We start from the raw sequence: 23494 nt of genomic DNA on the forward strand, positions 1-23494 counted from the left end.
GGCGCGGAACGGGATGAACGCAAGGGAAGGTGATTGTCGATATGCCAGAGTTGCCGGAAGTGGAAGTCACGCGGCGCAGCTTTGCTGAACAGATCAGCGGCGCGCAGATAAGTTCGGTGTTTCTTGGCAAGCCGCTGCGCTGGCCGCTGGGCGTGATGCCGCAAACGCTCGTCGGGCGGTCGGTGCTCGAGGTGCGTCGGCGTGGCAAGTATCTGCTCGTCGATTTGGATCGCGGCATGCTGATGATGCACCTCGGGATGTCGGGCAGTCTGCGGTTTGCCGCCGAATTGCCGCCGCTGGGATCGCACGACCATTTCCAGCTCACCACCACCCACGGACTGCTGCGCCTGCATGACCCGCGCCGCTTCGGGGCAGTGCTTGCCGTGGAAGGCGAGGATGCCCCGCTCGCCGTCAAGCTGCTCGCGAGGCTCGGCCCCGAGCCACTGGCCGAAGATTTCAGGCTCGATGCGTTCAAGCTGGGGCTGAAGGCGAGCCGCCTGCCGATCAAGCAGTTGCTGCTCAGCGGAAAGATCGTCGTGGGAGTGGGCAACATCTACGCGTCGGAGGTGCTTTTTCTCTCAGGCATACGGCCGACGACACCGGCCCACAAGATCGGGCCGATGCGTGCGCAGAAGCTGCACACCGCGATCCGCGAGGTGCTTGCGCGCGCGGTGGCCACGGGTGGCAGCACGCTGCGCGATTTTTCTGCGGCCGACGGAAACGCCGGACATTTTCAACTCGAGGCCAACGTCTACGGTCGCGAGGGACAGCCCTGCAAGGTGTGCGGCACCGCGATCAGGATGCTTCGCCAGGGCCAGCGCAGCACGTTTTTCTGCCCGCACTGCCAGAAGCCGTGACAAGCCAGGCTCCCGGGCGCGCCAGGTTGCGATGTCGCGACAAGATGGTCTCATTGCTTTGACGACTGACTATTGGGCGATGCTATATTGCGTAAGTCACACAACCTTCGCAGCAACCGTCCACCAATGGTTGACGCGATATAACGAACAATAAGCAGATCTACCGTGGGCCCTTCATTCAACGAACAGTTTGATCAGCATGGCGTGTGGAAGCGCGCGTTTGCCCAACAGCTCAAGCAGTTGGCTGAATGGATGAACGCGCACGAGCTGATGGATGCGTCCATCGAAGAGCGGCTCAAACGTCTCGAAGAACAGGTGCGCAGCGACAAGGTGATGGTCGCGTTCGTGGCCGAGTTCTCGCGCGGCAAGTCGGAGCTGATCAACGCCATCTTCTTTGCCGACTATGGCCGCCGCATCATGCCGGCCAGCGCCGGTCGCACGACGATGTGCCCGACCGAGCTGTCCTACGAGGCCGACACCGTCGCCTGCCTGCGCCTGTTGCCCATCGAGACGCGCCTGCAACCCCAGGGGCTGGCCGAATGGCGGCTGAAGCAGCAGCAATGGACCGAGATCGCGCTGGAAATCGAAGATGCCGACCAGATGGCCGCGTCGCTCGCCAAGGTGTCCGAAGTGCGCACCGTGTCGATCGACGAGGCACGCGCGCTGGGCTTCTGGCACGACGAATCGCCCGATGACAATCCGCTGGTCGATGCCAAGGGCATGGTCGAGGTGCCCATGTGGCGCCACGCGCTCATCAACGTGCCGCATCCGCTGCTCAAGCAGGGTCTGGTGATCCTGGACACGCCGGGTCTGAATGCCGTGGGCGCAGAGCCCGAATTGACGATCAACCTGATTCCGCAGGCGCACGCGGTGGTCTTCATCCTCGGCGCCGATACGGGTGTGACGCGCTCGGATCTGTCGATCTGGCGCGAGCATCTCGGCGCGACTGCCGAAACCAACGAGACGCGACTGGTCGTGCTCAACAAGATCGACACGCTGTGGGATTCCCTGAGCACGCCCACGCAGGTTCAGGAGCAGCTTGACCAGCAGTGCCGCAACTCGGCCGATATTCTGGGCGTGTCGCTGAGCCAGGTGGTGCCGGTGTCGGCGCAAAAGGGGCTGGTTGCGAAGATCACCGCCGACGACATGCTGCTTGAGGCGAGTGGCCTGCCGCATCTTGAAGAGGCGCTGGGCGAGGGCATTCTCGGCCGCCGCCAGTCGATTCTGCGCGGCGTGGTCGCCAACGGTGTTCATGGCCTGCACGCCGAGACGCGAAGAGTGCTCAATATTCGCCGCCGGGACCTCGACGACCAGATGTCCGAGCTCAACAGCCTGCGCGGCAAGAACGCCAACGTCATTCAGGCGATGCGTGGCCGCATCGAGCTTGAGCAGCGCGATTTCGATTCCAGCGCGGCCAAGGTGCAGGCGCTGCGCGCGGTGCATCTGAAAATGATGCGCGATCTGTTCCATCGGCTCGGCTCGCGAGCGCTCAAGGCCGAGATGGCGCCGTTCGCCGACGCATTGCAGGGCAGCGTCTTGAAGCTCGGCCTGCGCAAGGTCTATGCGGACACGATGATGCGCGTGCGCGGGCTGCTGGAGCAGGCGCAGGCTTCGGGAGCCGAGATCCGGGACATGCTCGGTGGAACCTTCCGCCAGCTCAACGCGGAGTTCGGCTTTTCGCTCCAGGCACCGGCTGCGCCGCAGTTCGAAGCCTATGTGGCCGACATGCTCGAGATCGAGCGCCGCCATGAACAGTACATCGGCATGGGCAATACCTTGCGCCTCGCGCAGCCGGAGTTTGCCCAGCGCCTGCTGCGCGGCCTCACGCTGCGACTGCGTGCCGTGCTCGACAGCGCATCCAACGAACTGGAACTGTGGAGCAAGTCCGCCACCGCGCAACTCGATGCCCAACTGCGCGAGCGCAAGCGCAGCTTCGCACGCCGCATTGAAGCAGTCGATCGCATACAGACAGCCGCGAATGGTCTGGCCGAGCGCATCACGGAAATCGAGTCGGCGGAGGATCACCTCAAGGAGCTTGAGCAGCGCCTGACCAGTCTCACCGACCGTCTCGTGCACACACCGCTCGCGCCACAGGAGCGCATGGCGCAGCATCGGGAAGTCGATCTGCTGTTTGAATGAGCCCGACGGACTTGCGAATGACGACGATGCGGACCGGGCCGGCGTGGCGCAATCCGGTTGTCGGTGTGAACAGACTCTGGTGATCGCGCACCGATGACAAGCGCAATTCCGGAAATTGCCACGCGCGTCGTGCGATGGCAGAAGGAGCATGGCCGCAACCACCTGCCATGGCAGAACACGCGGGACGCCTACCGCGTGTGGCTCTCCGAGATCATGCTGCAGCAGACCCAGGTCGCCACGGTGCTGGACTACTACGCGCGCTTTCTCGAACGATTTCCCGACGTGAAGGCGCTCGCCGCCGCGCCGCAGGACGAGGTCCTGGCGCTGTGGAGCGGACTGGGCTACTACAGCCGCGCGCGCAATCTGCACAAGGCCGCGCAGCAGGTGGTGAGCGAATTCGGCGGCGAGTTTCCGCATACCGTCGAGCTACTGTCTTCACTGCCGGGCATCGGTCGTTCAACGGCCGGTGCGATTGCCTCGTTCTGCTTTGGTGAACGGTCCGCGATTCTGGACGCCAACGTGCGGCGCGTGCTCACGCGTGTGCTGGGTTTTGACGCGGACCTTGCCGTTGCCAGCAACGAGCGCAGGCTCTGGGCGCTGGCCGATCAGCTTCTGCCGGTTGACGATCTGCAGAACAATATGCCGCGCTATACCCAGGGCATGATGGATCTGGGCGCGGGCATATGCACGCCCCGGTCGCCCGCATGCCTGCTGTGCCCGCTGGAGTCCGTGTGCGTGGCCCGGCGAAACGGCCACCCGGAAAATTACCCCGTTCGTACGCGCACGCTCAAGCGCAGTGCGCATTCGTGGTGGCTGCTGCTTGCGCGCGACGAAGCGGGGCGGCTCTGGCTGGAGCGCAGGCCGCAGACCGGCATCTGGGCGGGACTGTATTGCCCGCCGGTCTTCGACGAGCGGGCATTGCTCGAGCATGCTGCGGGAAGCGCAGCGCAGCTTGTGGACCTGCCGGTGGTCACGCATGTGCTCACGCACCGCGATCTGTATCTGCATCCCGTCGTGGCCGAGGCGTCGGCGCGCCCGCCGCGCGTTGGCGAAGCGGTCGAAGGTGCCGGTTTCTTTGCGCCTTCGGCATGGGCCGACCTCGGTCTTCCGGCTCCCGTGCGCAAGCTGCTCGCAACGCTCTGACCAAGGGCGCGAGGAACGCCCGCGAATCTTATCGGCCGCTTGCGCGTGCATCCATTTCGCGGTGGCGGCGCAGCGTGTTCCACTTCGGGCTGAAGTGCTTGGCGAGCCGCTCGACCAGATAGACCGAGCGGTGTTGGCCGCCCGTGCATCCAATCGCAACCGTCACATAGCTGCGATGGTTTTCGGCCAGCGCATCGAGCCAGCTTTCAAGGAATTGCGAGATCTGCTCTTCCATCTGGTTGACGGCCGGTTGCTGCTCGAGAAACTCGGCCACGGGCGCGTCTTTTCCGGTCAGCTCGCGCAGCTCGGGTTCGTAGTGTGGATTGGGCAGCATGCGCACGTCGAACACATAGTCCGCATCGACCGGCACGCCGCGCTTGAAGGCGAACGACTGGAACACCAGAATCATGCGGCTCGGAGGCACGGCCATCAGGCTTTTCACATAGCCCTGCAACTGCGAGGCGCGGATGGCGCTGGTGTCGATCACATGCGACTGCTCCCGCAGATCGGCCAGCAATTCGCGCTCCAGTTCAATGGTCTGCAAAAGCGCGCTCTGGCCCTCGCGCAGTTCGTCCTTGGAAAGAGGGTGACGGCGGCGTGTCTCCGAGAATCGGCGCACCAGCGTTTCGGTGGAGGCGTCCAGAAACAGGTATTGCACGCGAATGCCTTCGCCGCGGATTCGCTCGAGTTGCAGCGGCACCAGCGGCAGGGCCGTGGCGCTGCGCACGTCCATGGCAATCGCGAGCCGGTTGCCATGATTCACGTGCTCCAGCGCGATGAACGCCGACAGCAGTTCCGGCGGCAGATTGTCCACGCAGTAAAAACCTGCATCTTCGAGAGCATGCAGTGCCACCGATTTACCTGAGCCGGACATCCCGGTGATCAGCACAACTTCGAGCGCCATGACTACTTATCCTCTGCCTCAATTTCCTGAGCAGGCATTCATTGAACCGGTTGCGGTTGTTCCAGCATTTCGCGCGCGTGGGCCAGCGTGGTCGCCGAGAGCTTCTCGCCACCGAGCATGCGTGCGATTTCCTGAACCCGTGCATCATCTTCTGCGGGCTTGACCGAGCTGCTCGTGCCACGTGCGCTCTTGTGTTTGGCCACCACCAGATGATGATCGGCGCAGGCCGCCACCTGCGGCAGGTGCGTGACGGTCAGCACCTGACGAGCGCGGCCCAGTTGCTGCATGAGCCTCCCGACGGTCTCGGCGACTGCGCCGCCCACACCCGAATCGACCTCATCGAAGATCAGCGTCGGCGCTTCGCCCAGCTCGCTCGTCGTGACCGAAATCGCCAGAGAAATGCGCGATAGCTCCCCGCCCGAAGCCACCTTGCCAATCGGCTTGGGCGTCATGCCGGGGTGGCTGCTGACGAGAAAACTCACGTGGTCCACACCTGCCGGGCCGGGTTCGGCTCCGGCGTCGATCTCGACCACAAATTGCCCACCGGCCATGCCCAAAGTCTGCATGGCCTGGGTGACGGCAGCCGCCAATTGCGGGGCGGCCTTCGAGCGCTTTTGCGACAACGCCCGCGCGGCCTTTTCATAGGCCGCGCGGCTGGTGCTTTCGGTCGCCGCCAGAGTATCCATGTCGGCCGCCGTGTCGAGGGCCTTGAGTTCCGTCTTCCAGCCGTCCCACAGCGCCGGTAAATCCTCGGGCTGGCGCTTGTAGCGGCGCGCGAGCGAAATCCATTGCGACAGGCGCGCGTCCAGTTCGGCCAGGCGCTGTGGCTCAAGCTCGGTATGGCGCAAAAAACCCTGTAGCGAACGCACCACGTCTTCGGCCTGCGCGAGGCTCGCCGAAAGCACTTCGCCCATCGAGCGAAAGGCATCATCTACATGTTCGTAGCTTTGCAGCAGATGCTGCGCCTGCGAGAGCCGGGCGAGCGCGCCCGTGTCCTGATCCTCGTCCTCGAGCGCGCGCAGTGCTTCGTGCGCATTGTCGAGCAGCGATTGCGCGTTCGACAGCTTGGCATGCTGGGCGTTGAGGTCGTCCCACTCGTCGGCGCGCGGCGAGAGCTTCTGCAATTCGGCGATCTGCCATTGCAGGCGCTCGCGTTCCTGCTGCAGCGTGTCCTGCGCGGCGCGCGCGGTTTCCAGCGCCTTGAGCTTTTCCCGCCAGTCGCTCCACAGTGCGCCGAGCGTCTGAGTCTGCACGCCCGCGTAGGCATCGAGCAGTGCGCGCACGCTGTCGTGGCGCGTGAGACTTTGCCAGGCATGCTGACCGTGGATGTCCAGCAGATGCTCGCCGAGCACGCGCAACTGCGCGGCGGTGACGGGCGTGCCGTTGATCCATGCACGGCTCTTGCCCTGGCTGTCGATGGTACGGCGAATCAGCAGCACATCCTCCTGCTCGATGCCTGCATCCTCAAACCAGGCGGCGAGCTGCTTTGGTGGATCGAACTCCGCGCACAGCTCGGCGCGCTCCGTGCCTTCGCGGATCACGCCGGTGTCGGCGCGCGCGCCCAGCAGCAGTTGAAGTGCGTCGATCAGAATCGACTTGCCCGCGCCGGTCTCGCCGGTGAGCGCGGTAAAACCGGTTTGCAGGTCCAGATCCAGCGACTGCACGATCACGAAGTCGCGCAATGCAATGCGCTTGAGCGCCATATCAGGAACCTCCCTCGTTCCAGCGCAACTTCTTGCGCAGCGTCGCGAAATAACTCCAGCCTCGCGGATGCAGAAAGCGCACCGAGTGCTCTGCCCGCGTCACCAGAATGCGGTCGCCATGCAGAAGCCTGGCAATCGACTGCATGTCGAAATTGGCGGAAACATCGCGACCGCCGACCACCACGATGGCAATCTCGGCAGAATCCGACAATACGATGGGGCGGTTGGACAGGGTGTGCGGCGCAATCGGCACCATCACCCAGCCACGCAGCGACGGATGCAGCATCGGCCCCCTGCGGAAAGCGCGTAGGCGGTCGATCCCGTAGGCGACGCGACAATGAGCCCGTCGGCACGCTGGTTCGAGACGAACACGCCGCCGACTTCGACGCGCAGCTCCACCATGCCGGAGGTCGATCCACGATTGACCACCACGTCGTTGAGCGCCAGCGCCTCGAACATGCATTCCTCGCCGCGAATGACGCGTGCGCGCATCATCGGGCGCTCGTCTTCCTCGTAGTCGCCATGCAGGATAGGCGCAAGCGCGCTGCGGTAGTCCTCGAGCGCAATATCGGTCACGAAGCCCAGGCGGCCGCCGTTGATGCCGACCAGCGGCGTCCGGTAGCGCGCCAGTTCGCGGCCCGCGCCGAGCATGGTGCCGTCGCCGCCCACCACCAGTGCCAGTTCGGCATGCATGCCGATCTCTTCGGTGGTCGCCACCTCGTAGCCGGTCAGTCCGGTGTTCTCGTAGCTCTCGTCCTCCAGCAGCACCTCGCAGCCCTGTTCGATGAGGAACTGCCCGATGTCCTGTAGCGCCAGCCGAGACTTCTCGCGCGCCGCGGCGTCGGATGCCAGACGCTGGTACTTGCCAATGAGGGCTACTTTGCGGAAGGTGGGATTCATTAGGAAATTACATCATGAACTGATGTGACTCGAGTGACTCCGCGTGTTCGCGAAAGGCGCATGCATGCGGGAAGTCAGGGCAATCGTCACACCGAAAATGCTTCAGATGCTTGTATATCATGCCCGCGAGTCGTGCCAGCGCATTAGCACCAAGTGTCGGCACGCGGTTCGAGGGTTAAGGGCCACGCGGGCCACGCGCTGCGCATACCGGCGCGCCGCACCTTAGAATGGCCCAATGCTTGATGACCGTGCCAAGTTACTGTTGAAAGCGCTTGTCGAGCGATACATCGCCGACGGCCAGCCCGTGGGCTCGCGAACGCTTTCGCGCGCTTCGGGACTGGAGCTGTCGCCCGCGACCATCCGCAACGTCATGGCCGACCTTGAGGAACTGGGCCTGATCGCGAGCCCGCACACTTCGGCCGGCCGCATCCCGACCGCGCGCGGCTACCGGCTGTTCGTGGACACCATGCTCACCGTGCAGCGCGATGAACTGCCCGCGATGCTGATCATGCCCGAGCAACCGCAGAAGGTGATCGCCAACGCGGCCAATCTGCTGTCCAATCTCTCGCAGTTCGTCGGTGTGGTGATGTCGCCGCGCCGCCAGTCGGTGTTCAGGCACATCGAATTTCTCAGGCTTTCCGAAAAGCGCTTGCTGGTCATCATCGTCTCGCCCGATGGCGACGTGCAGAACCGCGTGATCTTCACGCAGGCCGATTACTCGCAATCCCAGCTCGTCGAAGCAGCGAATTTTCTCAACGCCAACTACTCGGGACTCGCGATGGAGCAGGTGCGCGAACGGCTGCAATCCGAGGTCGAGGCGCTGCAAAGCGAAATCGGCGCGCTGATGCAGGCAGCGGTCAACGTCGGCACGGAAGCCTTGTCCGACACGGCGGACAGCGTCGTGATCTCCGGCGAGCGCAACCTGTTGTCGGTGAGCGACTTCTCAAGCGACATGGGCAACCTGCGCCGCGCCTTCGATCTGTTCGAGCAGAAAACACAGATCCTGCGCCTGCTCGAAAACTCCAGCAAGGCCGAGGGTGTGCGCATCTTCATCGGCGGCGAAAGCCAGGTCGTCCCGTTCGAGGAACTCTCCGTCGTGAGCGCGCCCTACGAGGTCGACGGCCAGATCGTCGGCACGCTGGGCGTCATCGGCCCGACACGCATGCCCTACGACAAGATGATCCAGATCGTCGACATCACTTCAAAATTGGTCTCGAACGCCCTGAGCCATAGAAGTTGAGGGGCTTGAAGCCATTACAATGCTCTCTTTTTGCCGCCTGACGCGCGGCAAACGAGCAAAAGAAATTTCCCCGGGGCCTTAGCTCATGCTTGGTTAGAGCAGTGGACTCATAATCCATTGGTGCCCAGTTCGACTCTGGGAGGCCCTACCAGATGCAAAGCGCCACAGGTACTTTCAACGTGCCTGTGGCGCTTTTGTTTGCCGACGATGCCGACCCCTGCGCTTCAATCGTTTTTTGCCGGGGAACTCAAGGGAAGGCGCAGTTGCATGCGCAGTCCGCCCAGTGGGGAGGGGAGCGCGGTGATCTCGCCGCCGTAGGTTTGCGCGAGGTCGCGCACGATGTCGAGGCCGAGGCCCGATCCGGGGCGCTGTTCGTCGAGTCGTACTCCGCGTTGGAACGCCAGCCCGCGCTGCTCGGCGCTGAGTCCGGGGCCGTCATCGTCGACGTTCAATTCAAGCCGCTGCGCATCGATGGCGCGCGCGCTGATTTCGACCTGGCTGCGCGCCCATTTGCCTGAGTTGTCGACGAGATTGCCCATGAGTTCGTAGAAGTCCTGCTCCTCGCCGCGAAATGCGAGTTGCGCAGGCACCTCGCCGAGCGTGAATTGGAGATGCCGGTCTGCGTGCAGCTTTTCCATCGTGCGCAGCAGCGCCAGCAGGTGCTCGCGAACCGGCGTGCGCAGGCCCGTGGCGCGCGCAGCCGATGCGGCGCGGGCGCGTGCGAGGTGATGGTCGATCTGCCTGCGCGCGACAGCCGATTGATCGCGCACCAGTTGGGCGAAAGCGGTGTTCTCGCACTCAGCCGCGTTGCTCATGATGGTCAGCGGCGTGTGCACCGCGTGCGCGAGATTGCCTGCCTGCGTGCGCGCACGCTGCACGATCTCGGCATTGGTGTTGAGCACCTTGTTGAATTCGCTGACCAGTGGTTGTAGCTCCCGGGGAAACCGCCCTTCGAGCGTTCGCGTGTCTCCACTGCGCACGGCGGCAAGGCGTTGGCGCAGCGACTGTAGCGGCCTGAGCGCCAATTGCAACTGAATCAGCACCGCAATCGCGAGTCCGACCGCAAGCGCGGCCAGCGTGAGCACCAGCATGGACGTGAAGTGCTGCAATGGTTCTGCCGTCAGCATCTGATCGGCCGCTACCGTCAGGCGCAGCGGCGGTGCCTGGGTTTCGGGCAATTGCAGATTGCGGGTCACGGCGAGCAAGGTGCGGCCCTCGCCATCGCTGAGTGTCGTGGTGCGGTAGTTCCGGCCAGTCTCGGCGGACTCTGCGACGCGCGTCAGCGCCAATGCCTGATCCCACAGCGAACGTGATCGCGCGACGGCCTCGCGTTTAACCTCGGGCTGCTTTTGCGCGTTGATCTCCAGTTCGTCGACCTGCCAGTACATGCCGGAAAGAGGCTTGTCGAACAATGGCTCGCCGCCCAGCATGGCAACGGCGAGCGTGCCGTCCGGCCCAACATTCACAGCCACGCTGAGCTGATTGAGATGCAGCAGCAGACGCGCTTCGAGTTGCTGATGGACATGTTCCTTGAACAGGTTGCGCAGACCCCAGCCCGTCAGCGCGAGTGCGGCAATGATCCATGCGAGCGAGGCGATCAGCAGACGTGCACGCAGCGAACCCGATGAAGGCGCCGTTGCGGCCGATGCCTGTGGGTCTAGAGGCTCGCTCATTCGGCTTGGCGCGTCGGATCGACGATTCGGTAGCCGAGCCCACGCACGGTTTCGATGCTGGCGGGCGGCAGCTTCTTGCGCAGGCGGCCTATGAAAACCTCGATGGTATTGGAGTCGCGGTCGCTATCCTGCGGGTAGATGTGTTCGGAGAGTTCGGTGCGTGACAGCACTTCGCCCACGCGCTGCATCAGCAGCGACAAAATCTTGAACTCATGGCTGGTGACCGCGAGCGGCTGTCCGTCGATCAGCACGCGTGCCTGTCGCGTATCGAGCCGGATCGGCCCACACTGCCATTCGGCGCTCGACTGATTGCCGAGCCGCCTGAGCAGCGCGCGCAGACGGGCCAGCAACTCCTCCATGTGAAACGGCTTGGCGAGATAGTCGTCCGCACCTGCGTCCATGCCCGCAACCTTTTCGTGCCACGCGCTGCGGGCCGTGAGAATCATCACCGGCATGGTGCGTCCGGCCGAGCGCCAGGCGCGCAGCACGGTCAGGCCATCGATGACCGGCAGGCCGAGATCGAGAATCGCCGCGTCGAAATCTTCGACCTCGCCGAGATGTCTGGCGTTCAAGCCATCACTTGCCGTCTCGACCGTGTGACTGACCTGGGTAAGCGCCTGGACCAACTGCGCCTGTAGCGTGGGCTCGTCTTCGACCACCAGAATGCGCATCAATGCCGCCCCTTTTGTTTGCTGCGAAGCACCTTGCCGGTGGCCGCATCAATCTCCAGTTTCATGAGCCGTCCGTCCGTTCCAAGCAGCTTGATTTCGTAGAGGAACATGCCGTCGTCGCGTTCGAGTTCGACCTCCAGCACCTGCCCCTGGTAGTCGCGCTCCACCTGTTCGAGCACCGCGCGCAGCGGCAGTACCTTGCCCTCGCGCAGCGCTTTGCGGGCCAGTTCGTGATCGTGTTCGCCTGCCTCGGCGATCCTCGCCAACGTGCCCGGCGACGCGCATAGCGCAAGCACCAGCGCGAACCGGCTCACCGCGCCGAGCGCGCGGCGCGGCAAGCGTTTGTGTCGTGCTTGGATGTTCATTTTTTGTCTGTGCCTGCGAAAAACGCGTTGAACGAGTCGCCTTGTTTTAGCCCCTTCGCGATGAACGCTCGATGAACGCACGGTTCAGATTGGCTTCATGGGCGGTTTTCAACAATGCAGTCAGGCACCGAATGCACCACGGCGATCAGCAGGTGTCTGCCAACGATCCAATCCATCAACCAACTCGCCTGTTCAAGGAGTCTCTTATGTCTTTCACTGCTCATCGTACCGTCGTTCGCAAAATGGCCGTACGTGTTGCCGCACCCTTTGCCGTAGTGCTTGCCGTTGGTGGCGTGGCGTCTCTGGCGTCAGCGCAGGGCAGCGCCAACCAGGGCGCACCGGCAGCCTCCGCCGCATCGACGACGGCCCGCGCGGGGCTGAACATCCGGCAGATATATGACCGCATCGAGGCCGCCGGTTACCGCGATATCGTGGAAATCGAGTGGGACGACGGGCGCTACGAAGCGAAGGCCCACAACGCGCAGGGACAGCGCGTCAAGCTCTACATCAACGCAACCTCCGGCGCGGTGGAAAGCACCCAACAGAATCGCTGAAATACGGGGAGTACGTCAGCACATGAACGCAGAATCAGAATCACGCAGAGGGCAGCATGCGCAAGCACATCACACTGGGTTTCCTTCTTACCGCCATCACGGTTTTGTGGATGGCGGCCGCGCCGCCATCGTGGCGGATTCTTCCGCTTGAAGCGCAAGGCGCTGCGCCCGGCTGGTGGGCGTTGCGTCAGCATGCGCTGCATCTGAGTGGATTTCTCGCAGTCGGGCTCATGACGCTGTGCATGGTGCTGGCATTGCGCCAGCCATGGATGGAGCGTCCGCTGGGTGGCATGGATCAGGTCTACCGCCTGCACAAGTGGGCGGGCATTGGCGCGGGCGTGGCTTCCATTGCGCATTGGCTCGCGAAGGAGTCCGGCGGCTGGATCAAGGACCTGTGGGGCATCGCTGGACGACCGGCGCGGGTTGCCGCGCTGCCCTGGGCCGAGGGGCTGCGCTCGTCCGCCAAGGACATCGGCGAAATCGCCTTCTATATTCTGCTCGTCCTGCTGGTCGTGACGCTCTGGCAGCAACTGCTCAACTATCGCAACTGGCGCTGGACGCATCGCGTCATGCCGTTGATCTATCTGGCGCTCGTCTGTCATTCCGTGGTGCTGATGCCTGCGCCGTTCTGGGCCACACCGCTCGGATGGATGTCGGCGCTGCTGTATGGCGTGGGCAGTGTGGCGGCGGTGGTCTCGCTGTCAGGGCGTGTTGGGCGGTCCCGCACGCATGAGGCGCGCGTGCAGGGCCTGCGGGTTCTGGGCGCCGAGCGCGACGTGAATGCGGACGACGTGCGGCCACTCGAAATGATCTGCGCGATGCCACCGAGCTGGCCTGGACACAGGCCCGGTCAGTTCGTTTTTCTGACGATCAACCGCGCGGAGGGCGCGCATCCGTTCACCATTGCAAGCGCGCCCGAGGCGCTCGGTCGCGGTCCGGGCGGCGAGCCTTTGCTGCGCCTCGTGATCAAGCCGCTCGGTGATTGCACGAGCGCGTTGCCATCGCTGTTGAAGGCGGGGCAGCGAGTGTGGATCGAGGGGCCCTATGGTCGCTTCGACGCAAACGCAAACGCAAACGCAGGCCGCAGTCAGGTATGGATTGCGGGCGGCGTGGGCATCACGCCGTTTCTTGCCTTTCTCGAATCGCGCCAGTCTGCCGCAAGCCATGCGCAAGCCGGGATGGAAAGCGATCCGGTGCACATGCACTACTGCACGCGCAATGCCGCGACGGATCCTCTGCTTGCGCGCGTGCGCCAGCTTTGCGAACACGCGTCTCCGCCGGTGCAGCTCACCGTCCATGACGCGGCGTCCGGCAACTATTTCGAACCCGGTGCGCTGGCGCGGCATGGCACGCGTCCGCTCGATATCTGGCTCTGCGGGCCGAGCGGACTCGCTGATGCCGTGCGCGCTGCGCGCTGGCGAATCGGTGCAGGGCGGTGGCGGCTGCACAGCGAGCAGTTTGCGATGCGTTGAATGACTCGATGCGCGATGCTGCCATGGTTACGGTTGATCACTCCGCTGGTGTCCGCATCGGTTAAGGTCTGGCCCTGATTTCCACGGAACCCTGATCTAAGGAGTGTCGGCAATGCGTTCGTTCTCATCGATTTTTCTCGCGCTCGGTACGGCCTTGGTGGTGGCCGGATGCTCGAATCTCGCGCCGCAACAGACGGCGCCTGCGGCACCCGCTGCGACGACCACCGCGCCGCCGCCATCGGCACCGGAGCCGATTGGCAAATCGACCGCGCCTCCAGGTGACATCTGCAATACACAGGCCGCGCAATGGGCCGTCGGCAAGACACCGACCGTGAAGGTGACCGAGGATGCGCGCGTGCGCTCGGGAGCGCGCATGGCGCGCGTGCTGAGGCCGGGGCAGGTGGTGACCAAGGAGTTCGATCAGCAGCGCCTGAATCTCGAGATCGACGCGGGCGGAAAAATCATCGCGGCGCGTTGCGGCTGAGCTTCCGCCGCCAGCGCGCTGCTGCGATCACGACGATCACGGCGCGAGAAACAGCGCCTGTAGATCGCTCAGGAAATCAAAGCCGCGCTCGGTCGGTTGCACCATGAGACCCTTGCGCGTGATGAGCCCGCGCGCCTCGGCTTCCTTCAGGCCCGCATCAATCGTGGATAGCGGCGTGCCGGTGCGTTCGACATAGTCCTCAAGCGAGAAGCCGTCGCGCAGGCGCAGGGCGTTGAGCATGTATTCGAAGGGCAGGTCGGCGCGCCGTACGTCATCGTCCTGCGCCACGGCCAGGCCCGCAAGCGCAGCGTCCATGTAGCGTTGGGGATCCCGCAAACGCACCTGGCGCACGACACGATGCGCAAAGCTCAGCTTGCTGTGCGCGCCCGCTCCGATGCCGAGATAGTCGCCAAACTGCCAGTAGTTGGTGTTGTGATGGCACTCATGGTGAGGACGCGCGTAGGCCGATATTTCGTAGCGCTGCATGCCGGCCGCGCCCGTCAATTCGGTGATGCGATCCAGCATTTCATAGGCCGTGTCGTCGTCCGGAATTACGGGCGGGTATTTTGCGAAATAGGTGTTCGGCTCGATCGTCAGGTGGTAGACCGAAAGATGCGGCGGCGCGAACGACAGCGCGGTCTGCAGGTCACGCTCGAGATCCAGCAGGCTCTGGCCCGGCAGCGCGTACATGATGTCGAGATTGAAGGTGTCGAACGATGCGGCGGCCTCCTGCACGGCCGCCAGCGCCTGGGCTCGGTCGTGCACGCGGCCAAGCGCCTTGAGGTGGCGGTCGTCAAAGCTCTGCACGCCAATCGAAAGGCGCGTGATGCCTGCCGCACGATAGGCGCGAAAGCGGTCCTTCTCGAACGTGCCGGGATTGGCCTCCATGGTGATTTCGCAGTCGGCCTCGAGGCGCAGGCGCGCGCGCACGTCGCTCAAAAGCTGATCGATGGAACCGGGCGAGAACAGGCTCGGCGTGCCACCGCCGATGAAGATGCTGTGCACCGGACGACCCCAGATCAGCGGCAGCGCGGCTTCGAGGTCGGCCATCAACGCGGCGAGGTATTGTTTCTCTGGCGCGTTGCCGTTCGATGAAAATTCACTTCGCACTTCATGTGAATTGAAGTCGCAATAGGGACACTTTTTGAGGCACCACGGCAGGTGGATGTACAGCGACAGCGGTGGCAGGCTTTTGAATTGCAGCACACCGGGGCGCATGTAGTCCTGAATGCCACGAAGCGGCTTGCCGACCGCAGGGCTCGCGGTGTCGGCGGAAACGATGGGGATGCTCATGGTCGAATGAATCTTGAGCCGTGCTCAGAACCAGTTTTCACGTAGCATGTCGAGCATTTGCTGGGTGGCGCGGCCCCGGTGGCTGTATGAATTCTTCACCACGGGCGGCAATTGAGCGAAGGTGTTTCCAAGCTCCGGAATGAACATGATCGGATCGAAGCCGAATCCGTTCGTGCCCTTGGGCTCGCGCAGAATCTCGCCGCGCACGCGGCCCACGGCAATCAGTGGCTCGGGGTCGAGCGCGCTGCGAACGGCGACCAGCGTGCTCACCATCGTGGCGCGGCGGTTGTCGATGTCCTGCATTTGTTCGAGCAGCGCGCGCACGTTGTTGGCATCGCTTTTTTCGTAGCCGAACTGTGTGCAGTAATACGCGGTCTGCACGCCCGGCAGGCCGCCGAACGCCTCCACGCACATGCCGGCGTCATCGGCAATTGCAGGCAGGCCGGTTCTTTCTGCGGCGAAGCGGGCCTTGGCGAGCGCGTTTTCGACGAAGGTGTGGTACGGCTCTTCGGCCTCGCCCGCGAAGAGTTGCGACTGCGCAATCAACTCGACGCCAAGCGGCTCGAGCATGGATTGCAGCTCGGCCAGCTTGCCCTTGTTGTTCGACGCAAGAACGATTTTCATGGTCTGCCCCGATCAAGCCAGAGACTGCTTCTGCAAGGCAATCAGCTCACGGATGCCTTTGTCCGCTAGGTCGAGCAGTTGCTCCATTTCATTGCGCGAGAAAGCCGCGCCTTCGGCCGTGCCCTGGATTTCGATGAAATGGCCCGCGCCGGTCATCACCACGTTCATGTCGGTGTCGCAGGCGACGTCTTCGCGATATTCGAGATCGAGCATCGGCTGTGCGCCCACGATGCCCACCGAGATCGCCGCTACTTCCGCGATGATCGGGGACTCGGTGATCTTGCCCGTAGCCAGCAGTTGCGTGACTGCGTCATGTGTCGCCACCCATGCGCCCGTGATCGCCGCCGTGCGCGTGCCGCCGTCGGCCTGGATCACATCGCAATCGAGCTGGAGGGTGCGCTCGCCGAGCCGCGAGAGATCGAACGCGGCGCGCAGGCTGCGGCCGATGAGGCGCTGGATTTCCTGCGTGCGGCCCGTTTGTTTGCCCCGGGCGGCTTCGCGGTCGGAACGTGAATGCGTGGCGCGCGGCAGCATGCCGTATTCCGCGGTGAGCCAGCCTTCGCCGCTGCCGCGTTTGTGGGCGGCACGCGATCTTCCACCGATGCGGTGCAAAGAACCTTGGTGTTGCCGAACTCGATCAGCACCGAACCCTCGGCATGCATGGTGTAGTGGCGGCTGATGCGCACCGGACGCAGCGCGTCATTGGCGCGGCCGATGCGGGTGAACTCACTGGTGGTATTGGTGTTGGTGGTCATTGCGTAGTGCTCCGGCGGTCCGGTCCCTGTGCAGGCAGGAATGGCGAACCGCTTCGGGTTGAATGCTTTGTGCAGTACCGACGCGGCACCGCGAGCGGGCTCCGGGGCGGGCGCCCGCGTCCGTAGAACCGTCGATTGTCCGCTTTTCAGGCCTTGCGCGCTGCGGAGCTGCGGCGAATGGCCTCGTTGATCTCGGCAATCGAACGCTCGATGGCTTCGTCGTCCAGATCGTCGATGTCGTCGTGAAAGCCCGCGCCGTCCATCAGCCCGGCCTGTATGGTGGAGGCGAACACGTCTTCGTTGATGTCGTCGGTGGAGATGCCCATCGTCGATGCGAATTGATCCGGTGTTTCCCATTCCATCGCCACCACGGTGACGTTGTCGCTCGATGAACCTGCCTCGCGCAAAGCCTCCTCGACCAGATTGGGAACGGATTCGGCAACCGCATGCCGACCGAGTTCGTCGGCAATGCGCTCGTCGCTAAGCGATCCCCAGAGACCGTCGGAGCACAGCAGCAGCCGGTCGCCTTGCTCCAGCATCACCGGGTCGCTGATGTCGTAGACCGGCTTGGAAGGCGAGCCAAGGCAGGTGAACAGCACATTGCGGTTGATGTTCTCAAGACCCTGGAACGACGCATTGCGCAGTTCAAGGTACGAGTGATCTCGGGTGCGCGTGACCAACTGGCCCTCGCGCACCATGTACAGGCGCGAGTCGCCGCAGTGAATCCACCGCGCCCGCCCATCCTGCACGACGGCCGCGACGATGGTGGTGCGTGGCGAGTCGCCCAGCGACTTGTCGCTGGTGTAGCGAAGGATCTGGTGGTGCGCGGTCAGCAGGGCTGCGGTCAGAAAGGTCGGTACGTCGGCGAGCGCCGGTTTGGCCTCGCGCTGAAAGAGCGCAGACACGGTCTGGATGGCGATCTGCGCGGCGACCTCGCCGTCGGGGTGGCCGCCCATGCCGTCCGCGAGCACGAACAGCCCGGATTCGCGCGTATAGCAGTAGCCCATGCGGTCTTCGTTTTTCTCGCGACCGCCCCTGCGGCTGACCTGGAAGACGGAAAATTTCATTGGATCTTTCCTGTGCCGCTGCCTGCTTTCAGGACGTTGTGGCGTGTATCAGCGACGAGTGTGTCGATTTGCAGGCGCATTTTCTCCGCGACCGTGAGTTTGGTGTAACGACGCTCGCCTTCGCGACTCAGTTCCTTTTGCAGCGCAAACACCGACTGCGGGCGCGACAGCGGGTCAAGCGCCATGCACCATTCGACCACCTCGATGAGATTGTCGGAGTACAGGCCGCGCATCTTGGCGAGCGCGGCGGTGAGGCGATCCTTGTCCGAACGCTGCGTGGCTTCGGTGGGCGGATAGCCGTGCATGCAGGCATAGATGCAGGCGCCGATGGCGTAGATGTCGGTCCACGGCCCCATCTGCGAATCGCGGCGATACATCTCCGGCGCGGCAAAGCCCGGCGTGTACATGGGACGAATGAAGTTGCCTTCCTTGGACAGCACTTCGCGCGCGGCGCCGAAGTCGATCATCACCGCGCGGTCATCGTCGGTGATGAAGATGTTGGCGGGCTTGATGTCCAGATGCAGCATCTTGTGCTGATGCACGATGCGCAGGCCGCGCAGCACCTCGTCGAACAGCGAGCGGATGGTCGATTCGCGAAAGATCTTCTGCGCCTTCTGGTCGCGCGCGGTGATGATGAAGTCTTGAAGCGTTGCGCCTTCGAGGTAGTTCATCACCATGTAAACGGTTTCATTCTCGCGAAAGAAATTCAGCACGCTCACCACGGAAGGGTGGGAAATCTGCGCGAGCGAGCGGCCTTCTTCGAAGAAGCTCTTGAGCCCGAGGCGATACAGCGACAGTTTCTCGGGCGCAACCACGGGCGCGAGTTCGCCCGGTGCGCGCGAGGCCAGCGAGGACGGCAGGTATTCCTTGACCGCGACCGGCTGATCGTCGGTACCAATGGCCTGATAGACCACGCCGAAGCCGCCAGCGGCGACGCGGCGAACGATTCGGTATCCGCCGACGACGGTGTCCGGGGGCAGTGAGGAGGGTTTGATTTTCGACATATGGCAGTGGATGCAATCACGGGTCGGTCAGAACCCGGATAATCGCCGGATTGCAAGCAACCAATCACCGAAAAGTCCAATGGCAGTTTACAGCATGACAGGATATGCCAGCGCACAGCTGGAAGCGCCAGTGAGCGAAGAGCGGCAAAACGCGTCGCACAGGCAACTGGGGCTGGAGATCAGATCGGTGAACAGCCGCTTTCTGGATCTTTCTTTTCGTCTGGCCGAGGACTTGCGCGCGCAGGAGCCGATGCTGCGCAGCCTGCTCACGGCCAGGCTCAAGCGCGGCAAGGTCGAGGTGCGGGCATTTTTCGTCGACGCCAACGACAGCGCTGCGCTGCCGGATCCGTCTCCACAAATGCTGCAGCGCCTGTGTTCGCTACAGGACACCGTGACGGCCTGGCTTCCCGATGCCGCGCCGCTCAGCGTATCGGATGCGCTGCGCATGTGCGCTGCGGGTTCGGGCGCGGGGCTCGACTGGAGCGAGCCGCTCAAGAAGCTCGCCCAAGGCACCTTGAACGATCTGACCACCGCCCGTGAGCGCGAGGGCGAGCGCCTAGCAGCCACCTTGCTTGATCGTATCAGCCAGTTGCGGGTGCTGGCCCGGCAGGCGGTTCCGCTCGTGCCGAGGCTCGTCGAGCAGCAGCGCCAGCGCTTCATGGAGCGCTGGAAGGAGGCCATGGAGCTGGCCGAAGGCAGCGTGGCCCCGGAGGCGGCGCAGGATCGCGCACTCACCGAAGCCACGGCCTTTGCCATTCGCATCGACGTGGCTGAGGAGATCACGCGCCTTGATTCGCACCTCGACGAGATCGAGCACCTGCTCAAAAAGGGCGGCGAGGTCGGCAAGCGCCTTGATTTCCTGATTCAGGAACTGCACCGCGAGGCCAACACGCTGGGCTCGAAGTCTGCGGCGATGGAGCTGACAAAAATAAGTGTGGACATGAAGGTGTTGATCGAACAAATGCGCGAGCAGGTGCAGAACATCGAGTGATAATTCTTCCGTTTTGTCAGCGCAGCTAGCGCTCCAATCTATGGACTATCCAGGTAATCTATTTGTAGTGTCTGCACCGAGCGGGGCAGGTAAATCCAGTCTGGTGAAGGCCTTGCGCGAACTGGACACGCGAGTGCAGCCTTCGGTTTCGCACACCACGCGCGCGCCTCGCGGGCAGGAAAAGCATGGCCGGGAATATTTTTTCGCGTCGGATCAGGAGTTCGACGCCATGGTGGCGGCCAACGGTTTCGTCGAGTGGGCCAATGTGCATGGTCGCCGCTATGGCACGTCCAAGCGGGCAATCGAGGATCGCGTGGGCAAGGGCGGCGACGTCATCCTGGAGATTGACTTTCAGGGCGCGATGCAGGTCAAGAAGACCTTTGCCAATGCCGTGCTGGTGTTCATTCTGCCGCCAAGCTGGGAAGAGCTGCGCTCGCGTCTGGAACGGCGCGGTGAGGATGAGCCCGAGGTCATCGAAACGCGTCTCGTCAACGCGTCCGACGAGATGTCTCAGGCATGCAATTTCGACTTCGTTATAATCAACGAAGTTTTTGAACATGCGCTTTTCGACCTGAAAACCATCGTTCACGCACAGCGTCTGAAGTACGCCGCCCAGCGAAGAGCCCGGGCTGATACTTTCGAATCGCTCCATATTCCTTGAACTGGATCCCCGGAGAATCACATGGCCCGCATCACTGTGGAAGACTGCCTCGAGCAAATCCCCAACCGTTTTCAACTGGTTCTGGCAGCGACCTATCGTGCCCGCATGTTGAGCCAGGGCCATTCGCCCAAGATTGAGAGCCGCAACAAGCCCGCCGTCACCGCGCTGCGCGAGATCGCTGCCGGCAAGGTGGGTCTGGAAATGCTCAAGAAGGTTCCGGGCTGATTTTTTGCAATTCATGTCCCTTGGGTCATAGGCGCGAGCCATTGGCCTGCAAACCGGAAAAGCGCCGTCTGACGGCGCTTTTTTTGTGCCTGAGGTATCGTTGACTCACGGCGTGGCTTGGTTGCCGCAGACTTTTCATCACCATCCTCGGTTGGCGATTGAGATTTTTCTCTCAGCCATACAGTTTTTCGCATCAAAATCAATCGCTGATGCGCTCTGACAACGCTGGCGCTTAATGCGCGCGTCGTGGGATGTTTATCATGGGGCTTGTTGCGGTGCAGCATCGGCCCTCCGGGGCCGCTTTGCGGGGCAAACGGGCTGGAGAGCGGCGACTCCATTGCATTGATGGAGTCCCTACAAGGCCACGCAAGTTCTATAGCACCTTATAGTCATATTCTTTTGCACACGCTACATTTGGGGCATGAACGTAGTGTCTAACCAGACATCCGCTACATCGTCGAATATCAGCCCTCCGGTCAAGGTTCCCGGCGGCTCGTCTGCGGCTGCTGCCAATGCGGCGGCGGCAAGCTTTGCCGCGCTTCTGGAGAAACTCGACTATCTCGACGATGCGAGCATCGAGCTGGTGCGCAAGGCCTACCGTTTCGCGGATCAGGCCCATCTGGGCCAGATGCGCAACAGCGGCGAGCCCTACATCACGCATCCGATTGCCGTGGCCGGGCTGTGTGCGAGCTGGAAGCTCGATGCCCAGGCGCTGAGCGCCGCGCTGCTGCACGATGCCATGGAGGATTGCGGCGTGACCAAGGCCGATCTGGTCACGCGCTTCGGCGCTTCGGTCGCCGAGATGGTCGACGGCCTGACCAAGCTCGACAAGCTGCAGTTCGACACGCGTGAGGAAAACCAGGCCGAGTCGTTCCGCAAGATGCTGCTTGCCATGGCGCGCGATGTGCGCGTCATCCTGATCAAGCTGGCCGACCGCACGCACAACATGCGCACGCTCTCGGACATGCCGCGTTCCAAATGGCGCCGCATCTCGTCCGAGACGATAGAAATTTACGTTCCGATCGCGCATCGCCTCGGGCTGAACCAGACGTTTCGCGAACTTCAGGATCTGGCGTTTCGCCACCTGCATCCATGGCGCTACGCGACGCTCTCCAAGGCGGTGAACAAGGCGCGTGGCCGCCGCCGCGATCTGGTCGCCAAGGTCCAGGGCGAGATCGATCTGGCCTTCAGCCGCATGGGAATGGCCGTGCGGGTGGCCGGTCGTGAAAAGACCATGTACTCGATCTACGAGAAGATGACGGAGAAGCATCTGAGCTTCGCCAAGGTGACCGACATCTACGGTTTCCGCGTCATCGTGCCCACGGTGACCGACTGCTACACGGCCATCGGCGTGCTGCACCAGATGTACAAGCCGGTGCCCGGCAAGTTCAAGGACCACATCGCCATCGCCAAGGCCAATGGCTATCAGTCGCTGCACACCACCTTGGTGGGCCCTGCGGGCGTGAACATCGAGTTCCAGATCCGCACGGAAGAGATGAATGTCGTGGCCGAGGCCGGCGTGGCGGCGCACTGGCTGTACAAGGAAGTCGGCGGCGCAGGCGCGTCGTCCGTCGAGCGCATGGGCACGAAGTGGTTGCAGTCGCTGCTCGACATCCAGAACGAAACCCGCGACGCGGCCGAATTCTGGGATCACGTGCGGGTCGATCTGTTCCCGGACGCGGTCTATGTGTTCACGCCCAAGAGCCAGATCATGGCGTTGCCACGGGGTGCCACGGTCGTCGATTTCGCGTATGCGGTGCATACCGACGTGGGCGATCATGCAGTGGCGGGCAAGATCAACGGCGAGCAGGTGCCGCTGCGCACCGAGCTCAAGAACGGCGACGTGGTGGAGATCGTCTCCATGGAGGATTCGCATCCAAATCCCGCGTGGCTGGCGTTCGTTCGCACCGGGCGTGCGCGTTCCAAGATTCGCCACTATCTCAAGACGATGGAACTGACCGAATCGGCCAGCCTCGGCGAGAAGCTGCTCACGCAGGCGGTGCGTGCCGAGGGCATGGAAAATCTGCCCGACGAGGATTCGCAGGCGCCCATCTGGGAAAAGCTGCTGCGCTTTACCGGCAGTCGCACGCGCTCCGAGCTCATGACCGATATCGGCCTTGGCAAGCGCGTGGCCAGCATCGTCGCCAAGCGCATGGCGCTGTTGATGTCCGAGGATGGCCAGCGCCCCGATGCCCTGCTGCTGACGCGCGAACGCTACAGCTCGCACGAAACCATCTCGCAAGGCGGAATCACGCTCGATGGCAGCGAAGGCGCGTCGGTGCAGTACGCCCAGTGTTGCCGCCCGGTGCCCGGCGATCCGATCACGGGCTATCTGGGTCGCGGCGAGGGGCTGGTGGTGCACAACGTGCGTTGCGCGGTCGCGATGAAATTGCAGGCCAAGGATGGCGACCGCTTCATTGCCGTGGACTGGGCCGAGGAGCCCGCGCGCTCGTTCGAGACCGGCATCGTCGTCACGGTCACCAATGGCAAGGGCGTGCTCGCGCGCGTGGCCGCTGAACTGGCCAATTCCGAGGCCGACATCGTGCGCGTGGAAATGGAGGGCGAGGCGATGGAGGAAACCATCGATCTGCGCTTCCTGATCCAGGTGCGTGATCTCGCGCATCTCGAATCGGTGCTGCGCAATCTGCGGCGCACGAATTCGGTCTTGCGCGTGCTGCGCGAAATCCCGCTGGCGACCTGAGACACGGCCTGCTTGCTTTGGCCAAGCGCCAAAACGAAATGCCAGCCGTGTCGCTGGCATTTTTCATT

Annotated in this window: 21 protein-coding genes, 1 tRNA gene and 2 pseudogenes; 12 read left to right on the top strand and 12 right to left on the bottom strand. The window is 63.1% G+C overall.

Annotated elements, in window-relative coordinates:
* The first annotated feature begins 41 nt into the window (after positions 1-41).
* From mutM to mutY, 3 genes are all read left to right on the top strand, one after another.
* Entirely contained in the window at positions 42-857 is an 816-nt protein-coding gene (mutM, locus tag H9K75_RS18425) for a bifunctional DNA-formamidopyrimidine glycosylase/DNA-(apurinic or apyrimidinic site) lyase (protein WP_187723711.1), read from the top strand.
* A gap of 165 nt (positions 858-1022) precedes the next feature.
* Entirely contained in the window at positions 1023-2996 is a 1974-nt protein-coding gene (locus H9K75_RS18430) for a dynamin family protein (RefSeq protein ID WP_187723712.1), read from the top strand.
* 93 nt (positions 2997-3089) lie between these two features.
* On the top strand, positions 3090-4139 hold the full coding sequence (gene mutY / locus H9K75_RS18435; RefSeq protein ID WP_187723713.1) for an A/G-specific adenine glycosylase: 1050 nt from the start codon (positions 3090-3092) through the stop codon (positions 4137-4139).
* Between the two features lie 28 nt (positions 4140-4167).
* On the opposite strand, the gene rapZ is transcribed toward mutY, so the two are convergent.
* The 3 genes and pseudogenes from rapZ to H9K75_RS18450 form a co-directional block, all read right to left on the bottom strand.
* Positions 4168-5043 (bottom strand): RNase adapter RapZ, encoded by an 876-nt coding sequence (gene rapZ / locus H9K75_RS18440; protein WP_187723714.1) that lies wholly within the window; start codon positions 5041-5043, stop codon positions 4168-4170.
* 38 nt (positions 5044-5081) lie between these two features.
* The gene (gene recN / locus H9K75_RS18445) at positions 5082-6746 is read right to left on the bottom strand and encodes a DNA repair protein RecN (RefSeq protein WP_187723715.1); all 1665 of its coding nucleotides are present in this window, start codon (positions 6744-6746) and stop codon (positions 5082-5084) included.
* Position 6747: 1 nt separating this feature from the next.
* Positions 6748-7646 (bottom strand): annotated as a pseudogene (locus tag H9K75_RS18450) (NAD kinase).
* A 235-nt stretch (positions 7647-7881) separates the two neighbouring features.
* Between H9K75_RS18450 and hrcA the strand changes: the two are divergent.
* Both hrcA and H9K75_RS18460 read left to right on the top strand, forming a co-directional pair.
* On the top strand, positions 7882-8886 hold the full coding sequence (gene hrcA, locus H9K75_RS18455) for a heat-inducible transcriptional repressor HrcA (RefSeq protein WP_187723716.1): 1005 nt from the start codon (positions 7882-7884) through the stop codon (positions 8884-8886).
* A gap of 72 nt (positions 8887-8958) precedes the next feature.
* Positions 8959-9037: transfer RNA gene (locus tag H9K75_RS18460), tRNA-Ile, on the top strand.
* Between the two features lie 73 nt (positions 9038-9110).
* Here the strand turns inward: H9K75_RS18460 and H9K75_RS18465 are convergent.
* From H9K75_RS18465 to H9K75_RS18475, 3 genes are read right to left on the bottom strand one after another with little or no spacing between them, the layout of a single operon-like run.
* The gene (locus H9K75_RS18465; RefSeq protein WP_187723717.1) at positions 9111-10559 is read right to left on the bottom strand and encodes an ATP-binding protein; all 1449 of its coding nucleotides are present in this window, start codon (positions 10557-10559) and stop codon (positions 9111-9113) included.
* Positions 10556-11230 carry a response regulator gene (locus tag H9K75_RS18470; protein ID WP_187723718.1) on the bottom strand — a complete coding sequence of 225 codons (675 nt, stop codon included), beginning with the start codon at positions 11228-11230 and terminating at the stop codon, positions 10556-10558. The genes H9K75_RS18465 and H9K75_RS18470 overlap by 4 nt, the downstream gene beginning before the upstream one ends.
* On the bottom strand, positions 11230-11595 hold the full coding sequence (locus H9K75_RS18475) for a PepSY domain-containing protein (protein ID WP_187723719.1): 366 nt from the start codon (positions 11593-11595) through the stop codon (positions 11230-11232). The genes H9K75_RS18470 and H9K75_RS18475 overlap by 1 nt, the downstream gene beginning before the upstream one ends.
* Before the next feature lie 242 nt (positions 11596-11837).
* On the opposite strand from H9K75_RS18475, the gene H9K75_RS18480 reads away from it, so the two are divergent.
* The 3 genes from H9K75_RS18480 (at position 11838) to H9K75_RS18490 (ending at position 14105) form a co-directional block, all read left to right on the top strand.
* The gene (locus H9K75_RS18480; protein WP_187723720.1) at positions 11838-12149 is read left to right on the top strand and encodes a PepSY domain-containing protein; all 312 of its coding nucleotides are present in this window, start codon (positions 11838-11840) and stop codon (positions 12147-12149) included.
* Positions 12150-12205: 56 nt separating this feature from the next.
* On the top strand, positions 12206-13621 hold the full coding sequence (locus tag H9K75_RS18485; protein ID WP_187723721.1) for a ferredoxin reductase family protein: 1416 nt from the start codon (positions 12206-12208) through the stop codon (positions 13619-13621).
* A 112-nt stretch (positions 13622-13733) separates the two neighbouring features.
* On the top strand, positions 13734-14105 hold the full coding sequence (locus H9K75_RS18490; RefSeq protein WP_187723722.1) for an I78 family peptidase inhibitor: 372 nt from the start codon (positions 13734-13736) through the stop codon (positions 14103-14105).
* 36 nt (positions 14106-14141) lie between these two features.
* On the opposite strand, the gene hemW is transcribed toward H9K75_RS18490, so the two are convergent.
* From hemW to H9K75_RS18515, 5 genes and pseudogenes are all read right to left on the bottom strand, one after another.
* Positions 14142-15398: a radical SAM family heme chaperone HemW gene (gene hemW, locus H9K75_RS18495; RefSeq protein ID WP_187723723.1), complete on the bottom strand. Its 1257-nt coding sequence runs from the start codon at positions 15396-15398 to the stop codon at positions 14142-14144.
* Between the two features lie 24 nt (positions 15399-15422).
* Positions 15423-16022, bottom strand: coding sequence for an RdgB/HAM1 family non-canonical purine NTP pyrophosphatase (rdgB, locus tag H9K75_RS18500; RefSeq protein ID WP_187723724.1), 600 nt, complete (start codon positions 16020-16022; stop codon positions 15423-15425).
* A 12-nt stretch (positions 16023-16034) separates the two neighbouring features.
* Positions 16035-16777: pseudogene (gene rph, locus H9K75_RS18505) on the bottom strand (ribonuclease PH).
* A gap of 146 nt (positions 16778-16923) precedes the next feature.
* Positions 16924-17844: a PP2C family protein-serine/threonine phosphatase gene (locus tag H9K75_RS18510; protein WP_187723725.1), complete on the bottom strand. Its 921-nt coding sequence runs from the start codon at positions 17842-17844 to the stop codon at positions 16924-16926.
* Positions 17841-18848, bottom strand: a complete 1008-nt coding sequence (locus H9K75_RS18515) for a serine/threonine protein kinase (RefSeq protein WP_187723726.1) — start codon at positions 18846-18848, stop codon at positions 17841-17843. Before H9K75_RS18515 ends, H9K75_RS18510 begins: the two co-directional genes overlap by 4 nt.
* A gap of 94 nt (positions 18849-18942) precedes the next feature.
* Here H9K75_RS18515 and H9K75_RS18520 point away from each other — a divergent pair, with 94 nt between their 5' ends.
* From H9K75_RS18520 to rpoZ, 3 genes are read left to right on the top strand one after another with little or no spacing between them, the layout of a single operon-like run.
* Positions 18943-19839 carry a YicC/YloC family endoribonuclease gene (locus H9K75_RS18520; protein WP_264293857.1) on the top strand — a complete coding sequence of 299 codons (897 nt, stop codon included), beginning with the start codon at positions 18943-18945 and terminating at the stop codon, positions 19837-19839.
* Positions 19840-19879: 40 nt separating this feature from the next.
* Positions 19880-20500, top strand: a complete 621-nt coding sequence (gmk, locus tag H9K75_RS18525; protein ID WP_187723728.1) for a guanylate kinase — start codon at positions 19880-19882, stop codon at positions 20498-20500.
* Positions 20501-20521: 21 nt separating this feature from the next.
* A complete protein-coding gene (gene rpoZ, locus H9K75_RS18530; RefSeq protein ID WP_166067109.1) occupies positions 20522-20725 on the top strand; it encodes a DNA-directed RNA polymerase subunit omega in 204 nt (67 codons plus the stop codon).
* Between the two features lie 11 nt (positions 20726-20736).
* Here the strand turns inward: rpoZ and H9K75_RS18535 are convergent, their stop codons facing one another.
* The gene (locus tag H9K75_RS18535; RefSeq protein WP_187723729.1) at positions 20737-21009 is read right to left on the bottom strand and encodes a hypothetical protein; all 273 of its coding nucleotides are present in this window, start codon (positions 21007-21009) and stop codon (positions 20737-20739) included.
* A gap of 137 nt (positions 21010-21146) precedes the next feature.
* Here H9K75_RS18535 and H9K75_RS18540 point away from each other — a divergent pair, with 137 nt between their 5' ends.
* On the top strand, positions 21147-23426 hold the full coding sequence (locus H9K75_RS18540) for a RelA/SpoT family protein (RefSeq protein WP_187723730.1): 2280 nt from the start codon (positions 21147-21149) through the stop codon (positions 23424-23426).
* Positions 23427-23494 lie beyond the last annotated feature (68 nt).

Origin of the sequence: Diaphorobacter aerolatus (assembly GCF_014489535.1) — a bacterium.
In the GTDB taxonomy this organism is placed as follows: domain Bacteria; phylum Pseudomonadota; class Gammaproteobacteria; order Burkholderiales; family Burkholderiaceae_C; genus Diaphorobacter_A; species Diaphorobacter_A aerolatus.